Genomic DNA, 18,836 nt, shown 5'->3' with positions numbered 1-18,836 from the left:
GTTCGACGTGGCTCGACACGCGCCCACTCCGCGGCGGACGACCGGCGTTCTACCTCCGCAGCAGGGGCGGCAGTTGCTTGCGCGAGCTGGCCCCCGTCTTGACGAAGACCTGGGAGAGATGGCTGGCCACCGTGCGCGGAGTGAGGCCGAGCTGCCAGCCGATCTTCTGGTTCGTGAGGCCGGCCGCCGCCAGCTCGGCCACCTGGGTCTCGCGCGGGGTCAACCCGAACCGCTGCGCCCACACCACGTTCGCGCTGGGCGCGGCGTCTCCCGCGGCGAGGAGCTCGGACGCCGCGCGCCGGTACCAGATGTCCGCCCCGAGGGCGCCGAACAGGTCGCGGGCCTGCTGGAGTTGCTCCCGCGCCGCCGAGACGTGCCGCTGACGCCGCAGCCACTCGCCGAACGCCAGACGTGTCCGCGCCCGCTCGAACCTCAGCTCCTCGCCTCCCGTGAGTGCCTCGGCGAAAGAGGCGCCGGCCTCGGCGGTCTCGCACAGCAGCGCCTGCGACCGCGCCACCAGTTGCCGCAGCGGCTCGCACGGTGACCGTTCGTCGAACCGGTGTGCCCGTTCGACGTACGGCCGGACCTCGTCGCCCTGGCCGGCGGCGACCGCCGCGGCGACCAGGTCGCCCAGGGCCCAGCGCGCGACGAAGGGGTGGGCGCAGTCGCCGCCGTCGTGCCACAGCAGGCGCAACTGCTCGTACGCCTCCTCCGGCCGGCCGTGGGCCAGCGCCATCAGCCCCCGTGCCCATCGGGCGCGCGCGGCCAGCAGGTTCAGCCGGCGGGGCAGAGCGTAGGAGAGGATGCCGTCGGTCAGCCGCCGGTGGCGGTCGTCGTCGCCCTCCCATGCCCGGACCTGGGCGACACCGGCGTCGAGCATCATCCTGGAATAGGACTTCTCGGGGGTTGCGGCCCACTGCCGGCTCCCCTCGGCGAGGTCGAGGACCGCGGTCCGGTCACCGAGGTGCAGATACGCGATCTGGAGCTGCGTCGCCACCGCGAGGGCCGTGCCGTGGTGTCCGCGGGCCAGCGCGTGGCGCAGCGCGGGGGGGCCGATCGCCCTGGCGGCGGCCGGATCGTCGAGCGCGACCGCTGTCGCGACCAGCGCACCGTCCCTGGCGGAGTCGGCCGTCTGCCCCGACGGTGCCGGGAGGCCGCCTTCCCGTGACAGGGCACCCGCGGCGCGGCGCGTCGCCTCGTCCAGCAGTACGCGTCCCGCCGGCGCGTACACAGCGCGGTCGGCCCAGCACAGGGCGGCCACGAGGCCGGCCGACTGTCGGCGCGCCGGGTCGGCGTGCAGCACGGCCGAGAGCAGCGGCTCCACCCTGCGGCTCCAGGCCGGTTCGGCCAGGGCCCCGTAGAGAACCGTCGGCAGGGGCAGGAAGGCCGGCGGCCACTGGGAGTGGAGAGGCGAGAACGACTTGGTGAGCAGGGACAGGGCGTGGCCGGGCACACTGTCCTCCAGGCAGGCGAGGCGCGCCTCCAGCGCCGCGGCGGATGCCGCCTCGTGCGGCTCCGTCGGGAGGGCGCCGATCCGCCGGACGAGGGCGCGGAGCGCATCTGTCTCGGCCCGCACCGACGCCGCGTCCGCCGCCTTGATGAGCCGTCTGATCCGGTCCTTCCGGGCGGGACTGAGATCGGCGGCCGTCTCCAGGACGGCGACGGCCTGCGGAAGATCGTCGGTGACGCCCTCCTCCAGCGCGGCGGCCGTGGCCTCGTCCGGACGGGCGGAGACGGCCGCGCGGTGCAGCGCCCGGCGGTAGGGGTCACCGGTGCGCGACGCGCCCAGGGCCAGGTGCACCCGGCGGCGCTGCGTGAAGGAGGAGGTCCAGTGCACCGCCGACGGCATGAGCGGGTGCCGGAAGCTCAGCCGCCCGTCCTGGACGGTGACCAGGCCGGCGGCCTCGGCCGCCGCCGGTGCGTCGGCGGGGATCCCGGCCGCGCGGGCCACGTCGCGGAGGGCGTCCATCCGGTCCGTACCCGCGTGCACGGCCAGAAGCAGGAAGGTGTGTGCCGCCGGATCCAGGCCGCGCAGCCTCGCGGCGACGGCCTCCTGGAGCCGATCGCCGAGCGGCAGCCGGGGAGCGAGCAGCGCGGCGGGCGACGCGTCCGGCGCGCTGAGGGCGCGGGCGATCTGGGTGATCCCGGCGGGGTTGCCCGCTGCTTCGCGCAGCACCCTGTCGAAGAGCGGCGCCGACAGGAACGGGTGACACCGCCGCAGCAGCCGGCCGGAGGCGTCGGCGTCGAGCGGGCCGGTCGCCAGCCGCGGCGGTTCCGTGAGGCGCGAGTCGTCCGGGGTGGTCGCGATCAGCAGACCGATCCGGCGCCGGGGCAAGCGTCGTACGGCGGCCACCAGCGCCCGCAGGGACTCGGTGTCGAACCACTGGCCGTCGTCGAGGACCAGCAGCAAGGGGGCCTCGATGTTGGCGCACACGGTGGTGAGTGCCGTGAGTGCTGCCCAGTGCGTGAAGCCCGCGAAATCCTCGGCGTTCGGCGTGTGGGTCAGCCGGTCCACGTACTCGTTCAGGCCGGCCGGGACGTGCGGCTGTGTCGCGGTCGCCTCCAACTGCGAGAGGACCAGGGTGAGTCCGGCGCCCCGCAGGCCGGACTCGGCCCTGCGTCCCCTGGCCTCCAGCACCACGAACCCCTCGCGGCGCGCAGCGTGCGCGGTCTCCCGCAGCAGCGCGGACCGTCCCGTGCCGAGATCGCCGGTGACGACGAGGAGTTCGGCGGCGCGGGCGGTCCGGGACAGGAATACGTCGAGGGTCCGCAGTTCCCGCTCGCGGCCGATGAGCGCGCTGCCGGAGAAGTGCGAACGGGCCGCTTCCTCCGGGGCTATCGGCTGTCTGTGAGCATGCGCTGTCCGCACGTGCCGCCTCCTCCTGCTGGGGGGACCGCGCCGGTCGTGCGGCTGGGTCCTGCCATGAGGGCCCGGCCCGCCCGGGGGCGCACGGCCCCCGGGCAGGACGCTGTCTCATCTCCCGCAGTGCTGTGTGGACCGCGTCGTCCACGGGAAGCGAGGTGTGCGCCGGGAACCGAGGCACACGCAGAGGGAGAACAGCTTGAGCCCCCGGTGTGCCGCCAGGCTACACACACCTTGTTCGCATTCTGTACGGGAGGCGCGAACAGGCTATTTCGCCCATCGGCGGCGTGCGGGCCTGCCTCCTGTCCGGAGGTGGAGCGCCCGCCTTTCCGTGCCGTCAGTCAAACGACGGATCGGCCCGGGACCGGCGCACGCCAGCATGGGAGACGCCGGTGAACGGCGGTACCGCGCAGTGGTGGCCGGTTGGAGGAAGACCGGTGGCACTGCGTGGTGCGGCCGCCTCCGCAGGGCCGTTCCCGCCGTCGACGCACGGCGGAAACGATGACACTCGAGGAGGAGCCGGGAAACGTATGGGGGTGCGTGGAGCCTGTTCGCGTACGGCTCCACGCACCCCCACGTTCCCTCCCGGCACGGCCACCACGAACCGATGGAGGTGGCCGCCCTCGCCGCCCGGCTCACTTCACCAGTTGGGCGAACCTTCTGATCTCCTGGGCGAACAGCTGGGGCTGTTCGAACGCCGCGAAGTGGCCGCCGTAAGGGATCTGGTCGTTGAAGTAGACCAGGTCGCTGTAGGCCCGCTCGGCCCAGATCCTGGGGCTCCGCACCAACTCGTGCGGGAACACGCTCAGTCCGACCGGCAGGTCCAGCTTGGTGAGTTGAGCGGAGGCCCCGTAGTTCTGCCAGTACAGGCGGGCGGAGGAGGCTGCCGTGTCGGTCAGCCAGTACAGGGTGATGTTGTCCAGCATGTCGTCCATCGACAGGACGCCGCCCGGCCGGCCGGTGTTGTCCGTCCAGTCGAGGAGCTTCTCGTAGATCCAGGCGGCCTGCCCGGAAGGGGAGTCGGCGAGCGCGTAGCCGATCGTCTGCGGGCGGGTCGACTGCTCCTGGAAGTATCCGGAGAGCTGGCCGGAGAAGGTCTGGATCTGGTCCAGTGCAGCCTGTTCGGCGGCGGTGACGGTGTCGGTCACCGGCGGACTGAACGTGTACTCCGGGAAGTTGAGCTCCACTCCCAGCAGGCCCTTGGGGCGCAGCTTGCCGAGCTGGGTGGTGATGCCGCCGCCCCAGTCGCCGCCCTGGGCGATGTAGCGGGTGTACCCGAGCCGTTCCATCAGGGTCGCCCAGGCCGCCGCGATGCGGGGCGTGGTCCAGCCGGTGGCGTCGGGCCGGTCCGAGAAGCCGAAGCCGGGCACCGAGGGGACGACCACGTGGAAGGCGTCCTGGGCGGTGCCGCCGTGGGCCGTGGGGTCGGTCAGCGGACCGATCGCCTTCACGAACTCCACGAAGGAGCCCGGCCAGCCGTGGGTGAGGATGAGGGGCGTGGCGTTCGCGTGCCGGGAGCGGACGTGCAGGAAGTGGATACCCAGGCCGTCGATCCGTGTGCGGTACTGGCCGAGGGAGTTGATCTGCCGCTCGAAGCGGCGCCAGTCGTACCGGGTGCGCCAGTAGTGGAGCAGGCTGGTCAGTTTGTCGAGCTGGACGCCCTGGGAGTTGTCGGTGACGGTCTCCCGCTCCGGCAGCCGGACGTGGGCCAGCCGCTGGCGCAGGTCCTTCAGCAGGGCCTCCGGGACGTGCAGGTCCAGCGGTGTGATCCGGGAGGTCGCCTCGGGCAGGCGCAGGGGGCCGACGGGGCCGGTGTCGGCGGCAGCGAGTTCCGTACCCAGAACCGTGGGCACGGCCGTGGCCAGGCTGGCGACCGCGGCGGTGCGCAGCAGATTGCGACGGGACGGCCGCAGGCCGGCCCCGTGCGCGGCAGGGCCGGGCGGAAGCGGTGCAAGCATGAAGTCTCTCCAACTCCTGTGGGCGCGCGACCCGGTGGGGCGGGTGAGTGGTGCGCATGGGCTTCTCGTGCGCGTGGACGATGCGTGGTGCGCACGAGGCGGTCGGCGTGGTGCACGCCGCGTGATGCGGGGCGTTCAGGCCCACGGGTGGGCCGGAACGCCGCCAGGTGTACGGCGGTGGCGGGGGTGGGGCCGCCGGGAGGAGGGTCAGCCGGCGGTGAGGGCGTCCTTCAGACTGGCGACGGCGAGAAGGACGGCGTGCTTGGCGGCTTCGGTCCGGTGCAGGGCGTTGACCATGACGAAGTCGTGGACGATGCCGCCGAATCGGGCGTTGGTGGCGGGGACGCCGGCCCGGCGCAGCTTGGCGGCGTACGCCTCGCCCTCGTCGCGCAGGACGTCGGCCTCGGCGGTGATGATGAGGGCCGGAGGAAGTCCGGCCAGCTCGTCGAGGCTCGCGCGCAGCGGGGAGACGATGGGCCGGGCGCGCTCTTCCTCGCTGGTCGTGTACTGGTCCCAGAACCACTTCATGCCGTCGCGGGCGAGGAAGTAGCCCTCGGCGAACTCGTGGTACGAGTCGGTGTCGAAGGCGGCGTCGGTGACCGGGTAGAAGAGGACCTGCTTGACGAAGCGGACGTCGCCGCGTTCCTTGGCGAGCATGGTCAGGGCGGTGGCCATGTTGCCGCCGACGGAGTCGCCCGCGACGGCGACGCGGGTGGCGTCGAGATGGTGCTCGGCGCCGCTTTCGGCCACCCACCGCGCGGCGGCGTAGCTCTGCTCCAGGGCGACGGGGAAGCCGGCCTCCGGGGAGCGGTCGTACTCGGGGAAGACCACGGCGGCGCCGACACCGACGGCCAGGTCGCGCACGAGCCGGTCGTGGGTGTGCGCGTCACCGAAGACCCAGCCCGCGCCGTGGGTGTAGACGATGACGGGCAGCGTGGTGCCGGACGTGCCGGCCGGACGCACGATGCGTATCTTCACGCTGCCGGTCGGGCCGCCCGGGACCTCGGTCCACTCCTCGTCGATCTCGGGCTTGAAGATCTCCTCGTCCTGCACCTGGTCGACCGCCTTGCGGCCTTCCTCCGGCGGGAGTTGGTAGAGGAACGGCGGCTCGGAGGTGGCGTCCACGAAAGCCTGCGCGGCGGGCTCGAGAGCGATGTTGCGGGGATTGCCGGCCATGGAGGGCTCCTTGTCGGTCATGGCGTGGATTAGGACGGGTGCGGCAGGGGATCGGGCTGTCGAGGACCCGGCCGGGGGCGTCCTGGCAGCGTCACCCTAGAAGCAATTTAAGTGACACGTCAACAATTAACCGCCCGTCGGAGATGGTTGACATGTCATCTAAAGGGTTCTTAGGATCGCGGCGTGGACACGGTGATCCTCCTTTGGGGCGGGTGCCTTCGATGAGAGCGAGCCGCCGCGACGCGGGATCGCAGTCCCCTTCCCCATCCCCTTCATGACGTACGGAGAGACCGTGTTCAGAGGATCACACCCCGCCGCATCCCCCGGGGCCACCGCCGAGCAGGTGTCGCAGGCGGGCAGTCGCCGTGGCTTCCTGCGTACGGCCGCGTTCGCGGGCGCGGCGTCCGCCCTGTCGGCCGGCCTGGGGGCCGGCGCTCCACAGGCGCAGGCCGCCACGGTCGCCGGTCTGACGCTGCCGCCGGCGGGCAAGGACATCCAGCGGTTCGACCTCCACGTGCCGCAGAGCGCGCTGAACGATCTGCGGCGCCGGCTGGCCTCGGCGCGGCTGCCCGAGGCTGAGACGGTCGACGACGTCTCGCAGGGCGTGCGGATCGACCGGCTGCGCGGCCTCGTCGCGTACTGGCGGACCCGATACGACTGGCGCGAGCTGGAGGCCCGGCTGAACAGGCTGGGTCAGTACCGCACCGAGATCGACGGTCTGGGCATCCACTTCCTGCACATCCGTTCCCCGCACGCCGATGCGCTGCCGGTGATCCTCAACCACGGCTGGCCCGGCTCCTTCGTCGAGTTCCTGGACGTCATCGGCCCGCTCACCGACCCGACCCGGTACGGCGGCAGCGCCCGTGACGCGTTCCATGTCGTCATCCCGTCCATGCCCGGTCACGGCTTCTCCGACCGGCCGGGCCGGACCGGCTGGGACACCGCGCGCATCGCCGGGGCCTGGGTCGAACTGATGCGGCGGCTGGGGTACCGCCGCTACATCGCCCAGGGCGGGGACTGGGGCGGCTCCGTCACCACCCAGATGGCCAGGCTGCGGCCGTCCGGACTGCTCGGCGTGCACCTGAACCTGCCGGAGTTCATGCTGACCAACACCCCGCTGGGCGACAGCACGCCGGAGGAACAGGCGGCCATCGCCCAGCAGCAGGTCTTCGGCGCGCAGGGTTCCGGCTACTTCCAGGAACAGGGCACGCGCCCGCAGACCGTCGGGTACGGTCTCGCCGATTCGCCCACCGGGCAGGCCGCCTGGATCTACGAGAAGTTCACCGACTGGACGGACAGCGACCACCGCCCCGAGCAGGTGCTGGGTCACGAGCGGATGCTCGACGACATCACCCTGTACTGGCTCACCAACACGGGCGCCTCGTCCGCCCGTCTGTACTGGGAGTTCTACCAGGACACCCACGAGCTGACGGTGCTGGACCTGCCGGTCGGCGTCAGTGTCTTCCCGGCGGAGCTGGTGCGCACCCCGAGGGTGTGGGCGGAGAAGGCGTACAAGAACCTCGTCTATTTCAACGACGACATCGCCGCCGGGGGTCACTTCGCCGCGTTCGAACAGCCCGGAATCTTCACGAAGGAACTGCGGTCCTACGCCCGGCTCGTGCGGTGAGACACGGTCCCGTTCTGGCGACACCTCTCGGGTGCGCCGGGGCTGGACGCCCGCACACATATGGGTCGGGGCGCCCGCACACGTATGAGTGAGGAGCGTCGTACGGCGGTCGGCCCGGCGGCGACCTCCGGGTCAGTTCCCGAGCAGGCTCTCCTCCAGGGCCCGCCAGTCCATCAGGTCGCCCTCGCTGCCCGCGGGCACCAACTCGTACGTGGCATCGAGCCAGCGCCGTACCGGGAGCAGATCCGTCTCGAAGGTCGCATGGCCGGCGGGCCGGTCGAGGCTGAAGTAGAGACGCCGGTCGGCGTCCTGGTGCGCGCCGGAGGGCCACACCCGGAAGTCACCCTCCCCGCTCGGTCGCGTCATGCCCTGGGCCAAAAGGTCCCTGGCCACCGTCCAGGTCACCCTCGCCGCGGAGGCCGGTGCCACGTCGAGGGCCACGGCGAACGGATCGTCCGTGCTGTACCGCAGGACGCACGGCACCGTCGGGGGTGTCAGCCGCGTGAACAAGCGGCGCAGCGAGGTGTGCAGCACGGACCGGCGGACGTCGGCGCCGTTTCCGCGGCCGCCTTCCGGTGTCTGGTCGTTCATCGGGATGCTCTCCCCTTCCGTGGAATGGCCCGCATGGCCACGTTCTCGCTCGCCATGGTGCGGGCCCGCGGACTCCTCAGGCATCCGTCGAACGACTTGCGGGTCGCTTGGGAGGGCGCCGGGTCGCAAAATATATGACGTGTCAACTATCATCGGGAATGCGTCCGAGAGAACTGGAGTCACCATGCCGAACGCCGTGGTCATGACCGGATATGGCACGCCCGATGTGCTGAAGTGGACGGAGGTCGCGCTGCCGGAACCCGGGGACGGAGAGATTCGGATCAAGGTGCGAGCCGCGGGGGTCGGGCCGACCGACCTGGCGATCCGCGCCGGCCACCTGAGGTTCCCCCTGCCGCCGGACCCGGTCCTGGGGTACGAGGTGGCCGGTCTCGTCGACGCGGTCGGGCCCGGTGTGTCGGGAACGCGGGTCGGCGACGCGGTGGCGGCCGTCCTCTTCGACCGCGGCGGATACGCCGAGTACGTGGTGGCGTCGATCTGGACGCACAAGCCGGACGCGGTGTCCTGGGTGGACGCCGCCGCGCTGCCCAGCTCCGTGGAGGCCGCGGCCGGGGTCCTGCGGCAGCTGCGGGTCAAGCGCGCAGAGACACTGCTGGTGCTCGGCGGCGGCGGGTCGGTCGGGGTCATCGCGACGCAGCTGGCGGTGGCCCGCGGCGTGCGGGTCGTCAGCGCGGTGGGAGCGCGCGACGACGGCCTCGCCGCCGGACTCGGTGCCACTCCGGTGAGGTACGGGCCCGGTCTCGTCGAGCGGGTCGAGGCCCTGGGGCCCGTCGACGCCGTCCTCGACGCGGCGGGCAAGGGAGCGCTCGGTGACGCCGTCGCGCTCGCCGGGGGACCCGAGCGGGTCATCACCCTGTCCGACCCCACGGCGGGGGAGTTCGGTGTGACGCTCTCCGGGCCCTCGGCCGACCGCGCCCCCGGCTCCCTGGACGAGGGCATGGCCCTGCTGGCCGAGGGGCGGCTGACGATGAAGCCCCGCAGGCCCCTGCCCATGCGGGACGCTGCCGAGGCCCACCGCCTGCTGGAGAGCGGCGAGGTGCGCGACCGCATCGTCCTCACCCTCGACTGACCACCGCCGCTGTTCAGAAGGCCGCGGCACGTGTCCGCGTACCCGACGACCCACCCGGAGGACCGGCATGACGGCATCGCGGTCGCCCACCGCGCGCATCATCGACAACACGGAGGCGAACCGGTACGAGGCGTTCGTCGACGGCCGGTTGGCCGGATTCGCCCAGTACATCCGCACCAAGGAACTCATCGCCTTCGTGCACACGGAGGTGCACAAGGGGCACGAAGGGCAGGGCATCGGCGGATCACTGGTCCGTTTCTCCCTGGACGAGGCACGGACCGCCGGGTCCGCGGTGCTGCCGGTCTGCCCCTTCTACTCGGCATACGACGGTCGGGAGACGCATCGGCCACCGCATGCGGCAGTCGGTCCTCGAAGGGAGACGGGGGACTGGGCGCCCAGTGTTCGACTCACGCGCCGCCTTTCAGGCGTGCCGACACTGAGGAGATGGGCCAATATCTGGTCGGCGTTCCACCCTCCGTCGTCCGCCTCGCCGAGGTCGGGGACGGCCGCCGCATCGAGCAACCTGTCGTACCACGAAGACGCAGCCCTCTTCAAGGAGTGTGAGTTTTCCGTCCGATCGCATCAAGAAGCCTCCGTCCAGCGCGAAGAGGAACGGCGGTGGCACATCGCGCCGGATGTGGAGGACTTGAGCGGAGCAGCCGCCAGTTGGGATGGCTCGTACGCAGTTGTGGGGGAGGGGTGGTCGTCGGGTGTGGGGACTGTCAGGCGAGCGACCTGCTGAGTCATACTCGCCCAGCGGCGGACTGCTCCCGGCCCGGGGGGCGTGCTTCCTAGGGACTCCAGTGGGCCGGCGCGGTGACGCCGGAACCGGAGCTAGGTCCACCCCGGCGCAGTGACTTCTGGTGACTGATGAGAGGGTCGGGCAGGTGAGTGAGACGCCGATGAACACCCTGCAATACCGCTTTGACGGACCAGAAGACGCTCCCGTCCTGATCCTGGGTCCCTCACTGGGTACCACATGGCACATGTGGGACCGTCAGATCCCCGAGCTGGTCAAGCACTGGCGGGTGTTCCGTTTCGACCTGCCCGGGCACGGGGGCGCCCCTGCGCACCCGGCCGGGTCCGTCGGGGAGCTCGCGGAGCGGTTGCTCGGCACGCTCGACGAGGCCGGGGTGCAGCGCTTCGGGTACGCGGGCTGTTCGCTGGGCGGCGCGATCGGCGCCGAGCTGGCCCTGCGCCACCCCGAGCGGGTGGCGTCGCTGGCGCTGATAGCCGCCTCGCCCCGCTTCGGCACCGCCGACGAGTTCCGCCAGCGCGGCGTCATCGTGCGCAGCAACGGGCTCGACCCCATCGCCCGCACCTCGCCGGAGCGCTGGTTCACGGCCGGGTTCGCCGCCGCGCAGCCCGCCATCACCGACTGGGCCGTGCAGATGGTCCGCACCACCGACCCCGGTTGCTACATCGCCTCCTGCGAGGCCCTCGCCGCCTTCGACATCCGCTCGGAACTGGGCGCGGTCGGCGTCCCCACCCTCGTGCTCGTCGGCTCGGAGGACCAGGTCACCGGGCCCGCCGAGGCCCGCACGCTGGTCGCCGGGATCCCGGACGCCCGGCTCGCCGTCGTCCCCGGCGCCTCGCACCTGGCCCCGGTCGAGCAGCCGGCGGCCGTCACCGACCTGCTCGTACGGCACTTCACCTCGGCCTGGCTGCCCGGCTACGAGACCGGGCCGCACGCCATCCCGGCCGCCCCGGCCAAGCCGGTCCTCGCGCCGCCGCCCCCGCCGGTCGCCCCGGTCGCCGAGATCACGGCCGCGGTCCGGCAGCCGGACGCCGCGGTCCGGCCCGACCCGCACGACATCGGTCTGAAGGTGCGCCGCGAAGTGCTCGGCGACGCCCATGTGGACCGGGCGCTGGCCTCCGCCGACGAGTTCTCCGGGGACTTCCAGGAGTTCCTCACGCGCTACTCCTGGGGCGAGATCTGGGCCCGGCCGGGCCTCGACCGCCGGATGCGCTCCAGCGTGACCCTGACCGCGCTCGTCGCGGGCGGCCACCTCGACGACCTGGCGTTCCACACCCGCGCCGCGCTGCGCAACGGCCTCACCGCCGCCGAGATCAAGGAGATCCTGCTGCAGACGGCGGTCTACTGCGGGATTCCGGCGGCGAACGCCGCGTTCAAGGTGGCGCAGGAGGTCATCCGCGAGGAGACCACGCCGCAGGAGTGAGCCGGCCGGTCCCGCAGACGGGCAGCGGGAGCACCACGCTCCGGTTGCCCGTGTGCGGTGCCGGAGGAGCAGGATGGGACCCATGAAGCTCACGAAGAAGTCCCACGCCTGTGTCCGCCTGGAGAAGGACGGGCGCACGCTCGTCATCGACCCGGGCACGTTCACGGAGGAGGACGCGGCCGTCGGCGCCGACGCGATCCTCGTGACGCACGAACACCTGGACCACTTCAACGAGGACCGGCTGCGCGCGGGCATGGAGGGCAACCCCGGCGCCGAGATCTGGACCCTGAAGTCGGTCGCCGAGCAGCTCTCCGCCGCGTTCCCCGGCCGGGTCCACACCGTCGGGCACGGCGACACCTTCACGGCCGCCGGATTCGACGTCCAGGTCCACGGCGAACTGCACGCCGTCATCCACCCGGACATCCCGCGCATCACGAACGTCGGCTATCTGATCGACGGCGGCACCGTCTTCCACCCCGGCGACGCCCTCACCGTCCCCGACCGGCCGGTCGAGACGCTGATGCTGCCCGTCATGGCGCCCTGGAACAAGATCGCCGAAGTCATCGACTACGTACGTGAGGTCAAGCCGGTGCGCGCGTACGACATCCACGACGCGCTCCTGACCGACCTCGCACGCCCGATCTACGACAACCAGATCGGCGCGCTCGGCGGAACGGAACACCTGCGCCTGGCTCCGGGAGCCTCGGCGCAGGTGTGATCCGCCCGAACGTCCTTCAGCGGCCCAGCAGTTCGATGACCTGCTCGGTGCTGCCCAGCTCGGCGATGCGCGGAAAGATCTTCGTGAAGCTGTGCTCGTGGGCCGCGGCGTCCGTGTCGGTCGTCGCGTCCTCGACGAGCAGCAGGTGGTAGCTCAGCTCGAAGGCGGAGCGGGCCGTGGACTCGACGCCGATCGACGACGAGATGCCGCAGAGCACGATCTGGGTGACGCCGCGGCGGCGCAGCTGCAGATCCAGCTCGGTGCCGGTGAAGGCGCCCCAGTGCCGCTTGGTGATGACGATGTCGTCGCCGAGCGGGCCGAGGTCCTCGGGGAACTCGGCGAAGGCGGCCGGCGGCGCCTGCGTGAGCCCCGGCGCGGCCGACCGGCCGACCGGCAGGTCGCCGCCGTCCGGCGACCAGGCGACGCGGACCCGCACGACCGGCAGGCCCTTGGCGCGGAAGGCGTCGGCGAGCGCCACGGCGTTCTTGAGGACGCCGTCGGAGGGGTGCACGGTCGGCAGGCCGAGGATGCCCTGCTGGAGGTCGATGAGGACGAGGGCGGGCCGCTCGTCCAGGGTCAGGGGGGCGGAAGGGGTGGCAGTGCTGTCGCTCATGGTCGGCAGGCTAACTGTCTAACAGGAAAACTTGCAAGATTGCCTGTCGAGTTCCTCCGGCCGTGCGGGGCCGTTGTCACACCCGCCCGGTAGGTTGTGGGACATGCGCATCGCTACTTGGAACGTGAACTCGATCACCGCGCGCCTCCCGCGCCTCCTGGCCTGGCTGGAGAACAGCGGCACGGACGTGCTGTGCATCCAGGAGACCAAGTGCTCGGCCGAGCAGTTCCCCGCGGACGAGCTGCGGGAGCTGGGCTACGAGTCGGCGGTGAACGCGAACGGCAGGTGGAACGGGGTGGCGCTGCTCTCCCGCGTCGGCCTGGAGGACGTCGTCAGGGGCCTGCCCGGCGACCCCGGCTACGACGGGGCGGAGGAGCCCCGCGCCGTCTCCGCGACCTGCGGCCCGGTCCGCGTCTGGTCGGTGTACGTGCCGAACGGCCGGGAGATCGACCACCCGCACTACGCGTACAAGCTCCAGTGGTTCGAGGCGCTGAAGGCCGCCGTCGCGGGCGACGCCGCGGGCTCCCGCCCCTTCGCCGTCATGGGCGACTACAACGTGGCACCGACGGACGACGACGTCTGGGACCTCGCCGCCTTCGACGGCCTCACGCACGTCACGGAGCCGGAGCGCGCCGCCCTCGCCGCGCTGCGCGAGACGGGCCTGAGCGATGTCGTGCCGCGCCCTCTCAAGTACGACCACCCCTTCACGTACTGGGACTACCGCGCCCTCGGCTTCCCGAAGAACAAGGGCATGCGCATCGACCTGGTCTACGGGAACGCGCCGTTCGCGAAGGCCGTGTCGGACGCGTACGTGGACCGCGAGGAGCGCAAGGGCAAGGGCGCGTCGGACCATGCGCCGGTGGTCGTGGACCTCGACGTCTGAGGCCGTGGCCGGATCGGGGGCGTTGTCAGTGGCGGCGGCTAGCGTCACCGCCCATGACAACGGAAACGACCGACCAGACGACGTACCTGAGCAAGACCCGGCTCGCCTACGACATCGCGGCGGCCTCCTACGCCGAGATCGTGCCCCCGCTCTTCGGTCGCGACCCGTACGGGCACGCGATGCTGAACGCCTTCGCGGAGCTCGTCCGGGACTCAAAGACCGCGGGACCCGTGGCCGACCTCGGCTGCGGGCCCGGTCATGTCACCGCGCACCTGCGCGGCCTTGGCCTGGACGCGTTCGGCGTCGACCTCTCGCCGCAGATGATCGCCCAGGCCCGCGCCGCCCACCCGGACCTCAGGTTCGAGGAGGGCTCGATGACCGCCCTCGACCTGGCCGACGGCTCCCTCGCCGGCGCCGTCGCCTGGTACTCGACGGTGCACACACCGCCGGAGGTGCTGCCGGTGCTGTTCGCCGAGATCCACCGGGTGCTCGCGCCCGGCGGCCGTGCGCTGATCGCCTTCAAGGTCGGTGACCGCATCCGCCACCTCGACCACGGCTACGGCCACGACCTGGACCTCGACGTGTACTGGCGCTCCGCGGACGAGGTGGCGCAGAAGCTGGCGGCGGCCGGGCTGCCCGTCGAGGGGCGCCTGGTGCACGAGCCCGACGACTTCTGGCGGGCGAACGGCCAGGGGCAACAGGGATTCCTCATCGCCCAGAAGCCGAACGCCCGCACGGAGCAGCGGAGTTGAACCCGCCCGTCTAGGGCGTGTGTCGAAAGTCCCGCCTGCCCCGCGACGCCTGGCACGCACTCTCGCCGCACCGGGCGTAAGGCCAAGTACATCCAGTACGAGGCCTTGCGCCCGGCACGCCGAGAGCACGCACCAGACGCCGCGGGGCCCGCCCTTCGGGCGGACGACGGGACTTTCGACACACGCCCTAGGGCTTCAGCAGCCTCAGGTCGACCGCGTCGGCCATCGCCTTGAGGCCCGCGTCGCCCGGATGCAGATGGTCCCCGCTGTCGTAGGCGGGCAGCATCCGGGCGGGGTGCGCCGGATCCCGGACGACGGTGTCGAAGTCGACCAGACCGTCGAAGGGGGAGTCGGGCCCGCGCAGCCAGTCGTTCACCGCCACCCGCTGGGCGTCGACGGAAGCCGGGCAGAGCGCCTCGCCCTCGCACGGCGTGATCGTCGCCCCGATCACCTTCAGGCCCCGCGCGTGCGTCCGCCGGACGATCTCCCGCAGCCCGGCGGTCACCTGCTCCGCCGTGCCGCCCCAGCGCAGGTCGTTGATCCCCTGGAAGACCACGACCGTGCGCGCCGACGTCTGCGCGAGCACGTCCCGGTCCAGCCGGTGCAGCGCGCTCACGCCGCCGGTGTCCGTGGAGATCCCGTCGCCGGTGTACCGGTCCGTGACGATCTTGTTCGCGGAGATCCCCTCGTTCAGCACCCCGTACCGCGGCACGTCCGACTGCCCGAGCAGCCGCCTCGCCAGCACGTTGGGCCACCGGTGATTGGCGTCCTGTGTCGACTTCACGCCATCGGTGATGGAGTCGCCGAGCAGCACCACGGAGCCGGGTCCGCCGCCCACGTCGACCCCGGTCAGCAGCGGCCAGTAAGAGATCGTCGAGGTGTACGCGGTGCCGGCGGCCTCCGCCGCGTGGTCCCCGGGGCCGCTCACGTACGAGCGCTGGAGGGCCTGGCTGTGCACGGGCGCCGCGACCACCGGATCCGGCAGATGGAAACTCACCAGCAGGTTCCCGTCGGCCGGCACGTCGAGGTCGACCGGATCGCTGAACGCCTGGGCGCCTGCCGGGAGTTGGACACCGGACTCGCCCCGGAACGTCAGCGGCACCGGATTGCCGCGCGCCGCGGCCCCCGCCTCCTGCACCGCCACCGACGCGCTCCCGATCCGTACGGGCGTCGAGGCGAAGGTGTTCTCCAGCCGGATCCGCGTCCGCGGCCCGCCCGCGCTCGTGTGCACGACGAGCCGGACCGTGCGGTCGGCCCACGGCCCCACCGCCCGGTACCCGGCGGGGGACGCGGACCAGGTCCCGGTCCAGCCCGAGGTGCGCGGCCGCACGGACACGGCGAAGACATGCAGCGCGGCCGAGGAACCGGATCCCGCCCTCGGCAGCTCCACCGAGGTGATCCGCTGCCCGGCCCGCACCGGCACGCTCACCACGAACAGCCGGGTCTTCTCGGTCAGTTGGCCGTCCGGCGTGTTCCGGTGCGGCAGCGCGACCGACTTGGTGGCGAGCGGACCCGTGCGCCAGTCGGGCGCGGTCAGCGTGTACGAGGACCGGGACCCGTCCGCGTACCGCACGACACCGGCCCCCTCGGCGTCCCCGCCCGTCCCGGCGACCAGGAACGCCAGCGCGTCCCCGCGGCCCGTCACCCGTACCCGCTGTCCGTCGGCCCGTACGTTGTCGGGCCCGGTCGCCGCCGAGCGCGGCCAGGTCAGCCGGGCGCCGTCAACTCCCAAGCCGCGGCCGGGAGTCCAGCCCGCCGCCGCCAGATCCTGCGCGGACAGCGAGCCGCCCGCGCCGTCGAAGTCGGCCTCGCCGGGTGTGGCGTCGTCGCTCACCGCCCGATTGTCGAAGAGCCGCTCCAGCGGGAGCGGCTCGGGTCTGTCCGGTGCGGCCTGGGCCACCGTGCCGGGCGCGAGCCCCGCACAGACGGCCAATAGGACGGCTGTTCCCCAGGTGCGTCGGCGCACGGCCGGCTCCCTCCGTCGGTGTGCGTGCCGTGACAGGTGCGCCATGAACGTAAAGAGGGTGCGGGGGCGCGTCAATGAGGTGCGGGAGAAGTGAGGGAGAACGGCGTGGGAACGGCGGGCCGCCCACCTTGGCCCGCGCGCCTGTGGTGCACGGACGGTGCCGGATGCGACGCTGTTCGGTATGAAGATCCCTTTCGTGGACAATTGGCGCCGGCGGCACGGGACGGCCCCGCTCGTCGCGTTCGGTCCCGGCGGCGAGGACGCCGAGGGCGTCGCCGAACTGCTCTCCGAGTGCGAGCTGTTGCGCGACCAGGCCGAGCGGGCCGGGATCGAACTCGACGACTCCGTGGCCTCGTTGGCGGCCCTGGACCAACTCGTGCCGCGCTGGCGGGAGGACGAGGACGTCCTGCACTGGCTCGGCAACGACGCGGGCCTCTACCTGGGCACGATCATGGTCCGTCATGTCGCGGGCGCCTCCTGGGTGATCTGGCCCAACGGGCAGCCGGTGGTGCGTCTGACGTCCGGCCGGGAGATCGATGTGGTCGAGGCGGGGCACGAGTGGGCGGCGAGCGGCGCCCCCGAGCTGTCCCAGTTCTACGCGGAGGCCGCCGAGTCCTGAAAAGACCACTCAGCCGGAAATACGGTTAATGCCCATAAGAGCGTGTCGTCCATTAAGTCCCATATTGGCGTGGGTAGTTTGCGCGGACCGACACAGCTGAGAGTGGGCAGGACTGCCATGGCCGTCGATCCGTTGATCGAGCTGCGTGACGTGAACAAGTACTACGGGGAGCTGCATGTCCTCCAGGACATCGAGCTCACCGTCGGCAAGGGGGAGGTGGTGGTGGTCATCGGCCCCTCGGGGTCGGGAAAGTCGACCCTCTGCCGGACGATCAACCGCCTGGAGACCATCCAGTCCGGGACGATCCGCCTCGACGGCAAGCCGCTGCCCGAGGAGGGCAAGGCCCTCGCGCAGCTGCGGGCCGAAGTGGGCATGGTCTTCCAGTCGTTCAACCTCTTCGCGCACAAGACCGTGCTGCAGAACGTCTCGCTGGCCCAGGTCAAGGTCCGCAAGCGCAAGAAGGACGAGGCCGACAAGCGCTCCAGGGAACTCCTCGACCGGGTCGGACTCGCCCAGCACGCCGAGAAGTTCCCCGCCCAGCTCTCCGGGGGCCAGCAGCAGCGCGTGGCCATCGCCCGCGCCCTGGCCATGGACCCCAAGGCGCTGCTCTTCGACGAGCCGACCTCGGCCCTCGACCCCGAGATGATCAACGAGGTCCTCGAGGTCATGCAGCAGCTCGCCCGTGACGGCATGACGATGGTCGTCGTCACCCACGAGATGGGCTTCGCGCGCACCGCCGCCGACCGCGTCGTGTTCATGGCGGACGGAAAGATCGTCGAGGACCGCGCCCCCGAGGAGTTCTTCACCAACCCGCAGAGCGAGCGCGCCCGCGACTTCCTCTCCAAGATCCTCAAGCACTGACCGGGGGAGTGCAGCACCACATGATCGCCAAGTCGCTCCGGCTGCTCGCCGCGCTGTTGGTGACGGCCGCCGCCGCCACCGCCTGCGGCAAGGAAGGCAGCCCGCCCACCAAGGGCCCGTCCGCCGCCGAACTCCCCAAGTACCACGTGGCACAAGGGTTCTCGCTGCCGGACTCCAAGACGTGGAGCAGCGCGAAGAAGCGCGGCTACTTCGTCGTCGGTGCCAAGGAGGACCAGCCGTACCTCGGTGAGAAGAACCCCGCCAACGGCGTCTACTCCGGCTTCGACATCGAGATCGCCAAGATGATGTCGGCCTCGCTCGGCCTGGACCCGGCGAAGATCCGGTTCAAGACGATCGCCTCCGCCAACCGCGAGACCGCCCTGCAGAACGGCCAGATCGACTACTACGTCGGCACGTACACCATCAACGACAACCGCAAGAAGCTCGTCGGCTTCGCCGGCCCCTACTTCATGGCCGGCCAGTCGCTGCTCGTGCGCCACGACGAGAACGACATCAACGGCCCGCGGGACCTGGCCGGCCGACGCGTCTGCTCGGCCGCCGGATCGACCCCGTACCAGCGCATCCAGGCCGACTACCCGAAGGCCGACCTCGTCGCGTACGACACGTACTCGATCTGCGTCGACAACCTCCTGACGTACCAGGTCGACGCCGTCACCACCGACGACGCGATCCTGCTCGGCTTCGCCGCCAAGGCGCCCGACGAGCTGAAGCTGGCCGGTAAGCCGTTCTCCGAGGAGCCGTACGGCATCGGCCTGCCGCGCAAGGACAACGCGCTGCGGTTCGCCATGAACGACGCCCTGGAGGCCCGCCAGAAGAACGGGGACTGGAAGAAGGCGTTCGAGGCCACCCTCGGACTGTCCGGCGAGCCCGCCCCGACGCCGCCGCCCATCGACCGCTACCCGGCGAGCTGAGGAGCGTCAC

At 71.7% G+C, this 18,836-nt stretch carries 15 protein-coding genes and 1 pseudogene; 10 read left to right on the top strand and 6 right to left on the bottom strand.

What is annotated here, in order from left to right:
* Positions 1-49: 49 nt before the first annotated feature.
* The 3 genes from J3486_RS08100 to J3486_RS08090 all read right to left on the bottom strand — a co-directional run bounded on the left by J3486_RS08100 (position 50) and on the right by J3486_RS08090 (position 5,997).
* A complete protein-coding gene (locus J3486_RS08100; RefSeq protein WP_207819459.1) occupies positions 50-2,869 on the bottom strand; it encodes a LuxR family transcriptional regulator in 2,820 nt (939 codons plus the stop codon).
* A 629-nt stretch (positions 2,870-3,498) separates the two neighbouring features.
* On the bottom strand, positions 3,499-4,821 hold the full coding sequence (locus tag J3486_RS08095) for an epoxide hydrolase family protein (protein WP_207819458.1): 1,323 nt from the start codon (positions 4,819-4,821) through the stop codon (positions 3,499-3,501).
* Positions 4,822-5,028: 207 nt separating this feature from the next.
* Complete coding sequence (locus tag J3486_RS08090) at positions 5,029-5,997, bottom strand: alpha/beta hydrolase (RefSeq protein WP_207819457.1); 969 nt, start codon at positions 5,995-5,997, stop codon at positions 5,029-5,031.
* Positions 5,998-6,406: 409 nt separating this feature from the next.
* On the opposite strand from J3486_RS08090, the gene J3486_RS08085 reads away from it, so the two are divergent.
* Positions 6,407-7,624, top strand: coding sequence for an epoxide hydrolase (locus tag J3486_RS08085; RefSeq protein WP_229377756.1), 1,218 nt, complete (start codon positions 6,407-6,409; stop codon positions 7,622-7,624).
* A 132-nt stretch (positions 7,625-7,756) separates the two neighbouring features.
* Here J3486_RS08085 and J3486_RS08080 read toward each other — a convergent pair whose 3' ends face one another.
* Complete coding sequence (locus J3486_RS08080; protein WP_207819455.1) at positions 7,757-8,215, bottom strand: SsgA family sporulation/cell division regulator; 459 nt, start codon at positions 8,213-8,215, stop codon at positions 7,757-7,759.
* A 184-nt stretch (positions 8,216-8,399) separates the two neighbouring features.
* On the opposite strand from J3486_RS08080, the gene J3486_RS08075 reads away from it, so the two are divergent.
* The 4 genes and pseudogenes from J3486_RS08075 to J3486_RS08060 all read left to right on the top strand — a co-directional run bounded on the left by J3486_RS08075 (position 8,400) and on the right by J3486_RS08060 (position 12,200).
* Positions 8,400-9,302: an NADP-dependent oxidoreductase gene (locus J3486_RS08075; protein ID WP_207819454.1), complete on the top strand. Its 903-nt coding sequence runs from the start codon at positions 8,400-8,402 to the stop codon at positions 9,300-9,302.
* A gap of 67 nt (positions 9,303-9,369) precedes the next feature.
* Positions 9,370-9,636: pseudogene (locus J3486_RS43945) on the top strand (GNAT family N-acetyltransferase); the annotation flags it as partial.
* A 553-nt stretch (positions 9,637-10,189) separates the two neighbouring features.
* Entirely contained in the window at positions 10,190-11,482 is a 1,293-nt protein-coding gene (locus tag J3486_RS08065) for an alpha/beta fold hydrolase (RefSeq protein ID WP_207819452.1), read from the top strand.
* Between the two features lie 82 nt (positions 11,483-11,564).
* Positions 11,565-12,200 (top strand): MBL fold metallo-hydrolase, encoded by a 636-nt coding sequence (locus J3486_RS08060; RefSeq protein ID WP_207819451.1) that lies wholly within the window; start codon positions 11,565-11,567, stop codon positions 12,198-12,200.
* A gap of 16 nt (positions 12,201-12,216) precedes the next feature.
* Here the strand turns inward: J3486_RS08060 and J3486_RS08055 are convergent, their stop codons facing one another.
* Positions 12,217-12,813: an isochorismatase family protein gene (locus tag J3486_RS08055; protein ID WP_207819450.1), complete on the bottom strand. Its 597-nt coding sequence runs from the start codon at positions 12,811-12,813 to the stop codon at positions 12,217-12,219.
* 103 nt (positions 12,814-12,916) lie between these two features.
* Between J3486_RS08055 and J3486_RS08050 the strand changes: the two genes are divergently transcribed.
* Together J3486_RS08050 and J3486_RS08045 are read left to right on the top strand one after the other, a co-directional pair.
* The gene (locus tag J3486_RS08050; protein WP_207819449.1) at positions 12,917-13,696 is read left to right on the top strand and encodes an exodeoxyribonuclease III; all 780 of its coding nucleotides are present in this window, start codon (positions 12,917-12,919) and stop codon (positions 13,694-13,696) included.
* Between the two features lie 53 nt (positions 13,697-13,749).
* A complete protein-coding gene (locus tag J3486_RS08045) occupies positions 13,750-14,448 on the top strand; it encodes a class I SAM-dependent methyltransferase (protein ID WP_207819448.1) in 699 nt (232 codons plus the stop codon).
* A 187-nt stretch (positions 14,449-14,635) separates the two neighbouring features.
* On the opposite strand, the gene J3486_RS08040 is transcribed toward J3486_RS08045, so the two are convergent.
* On the bottom strand, positions 14,636-16,459 hold the full coding sequence (locus J3486_RS08040; RefSeq protein ID WP_207819447.1) for an SGNH/GDSL hydrolase family protein: 1,824 nt from the start codon (positions 16,457-16,459) through the stop codon (positions 14,636-14,638).
* Positions 16,460-16,595: 136 nt separating this feature from the next.
* Here J3486_RS08040 and J3486_RS08035 point away from each other — a divergent pair, with 136 nt between their 5' ends.
* The 3 genes from J3486_RS08035 to J3486_RS08025 all read left to right on the top strand — a co-directional run bounded on the left by J3486_RS08035 (position 16,596) and on the right by J3486_RS08025 (position 18,826).
* On the top strand, positions 16,596-17,033 hold the full coding sequence (locus J3486_RS08035) for a DUF6278 family protein (RefSeq protein ID WP_207819446.1): 438 nt from the start codon (positions 16,596-16,598) through the stop codon (positions 17,031-17,033).
* A 117-nt stretch (positions 17,034-17,150) separates the two neighbouring features.
* Positions 17,151-17,894, top strand: a complete 744-nt coding sequence (locus tag J3486_RS08030; protein ID WP_207819445.1) for an amino acid ABC transporter ATP-binding protein — start codon at positions 17,151-17,153, stop codon at positions 17,892-17,894.
* Positions 17,895-17,914: 20 nt separating this feature from the next.
* Positions 17,915-18,826 carry a glutamate ABC transporter substrate-binding protein gene (locus J3486_RS08025; protein ID WP_207819444.1) on the top strand — a complete coding sequence of 304 codons (912 nt, stop codon included), beginning with the start codon at positions 17,915-17,917 and terminating at the stop codon, positions 18,824-18,826.
* The last annotated feature ends 10 nt before the right edge of the window (positions 18,827-18,836 follow it).

Source organism: Streptomyces sp. VRA16 Mangrove soil (assembly GCF_017377775.1).
Taxonomy (GTDB): Bacteria; Actinomycetota; Actinomycetes; order Streptomycetales; family Streptomycetaceae; genus Streptomyces.
The sequence above is the reverse complement of the archived record's forward strand: the minus strand, read 5'-3'. Positions and strand labels throughout refer to the sequence as shown.

What these genes read in the sequence shown, in the direction of transcription:
- J3486_RS08095 (WP_207819458.1), bottom strand. Translation starts at nt 4,821, where the DNA reads ATGCTTGCACCGCTTCCGCCCGGCCCTGCCGCGCACGGGGCCGGCCTG.
- J3486_RS08090 (WP_207819457.1), bottom strand. Translation starts at nt 5,997, where the DNA reads ATGGCCGGCAATCCCCGCAACATCGCTCTCGAGCCCGCCGCGCAGGCT.
- J3486_RS08080 (WP_207819455.1), bottom strand. Translation starts at nt 8,215, where the DNA reads ATGAACGACCAGACACCGGAAGGCGGCCGCGGAAACGGCGCCGACGTC.
- J3486_RS08075 (WP_207819454.1), top strand. Translation starts at nt 8,400, where the DNA reads ATGCCGAACGCCGTGGTCATGACCGGATATGGCACGCCCGATGTGCTG.
- J3486_RS08060 (WP_207819451.1), top strand. Translation starts at nt 11,565, where the DNA reads ATGAAGCTCACGAAGAAGTCCCACGCCTGTGTCCGCCTGGAGAAGGAC.
- J3486_RS08055 (WP_207819450.1), bottom strand. Translation starts at nt 12,813, where the DNA reads ATGAGCGACAGCACTGCCACCCCTTCCGCCCCCCTGACCCTGGACGAG.
- J3486_RS08050 (WP_207819449.1), top strand. Translation starts at nt 12,917, where the DNA reads ATGCGCATCGCTACTTGGAACGTGAACTCGATCACCGCGCGCCTCCCG.
- J3486_RS08045 (WP_207819448.1), top strand. Translation starts at nt 13,750, where the DNA reads ATGACAACGGAAACGACCGACCAGACGACGTACCTGAGCAAGACCCGG.
- J3486_RS08040 (WP_207819447.1), bottom strand. Translation starts at nt 16,459, where the DNA reads ATGGCGCACCTGTCACGGCACGCACACCGACGGAGGGAGCCGGCCGTG.
- J3486_RS08035 (WP_207819446.1), top strand. Translation starts at nt 16,596, where the DNA reads ATGAAGATCCCTTTCGTGGACAATTGGCGCCGGCGGCACGGGACGGCC.
- J3486_RS08030 (WP_207819445.1), top strand. Translation starts at nt 17,151, where the DNA reads ATGGCCGTCGATCCGTTGATCGAGCTGCGTGACGTGAACAAGTACTAC.
- J3486_RS08025 (WP_207819444.1), top strand. Translation starts at nt 17,915, where the DNA reads ATGATCGCCAAGTCGCTCCGGCTGCTCGCCGCGCTGTTGGTGACGGCC.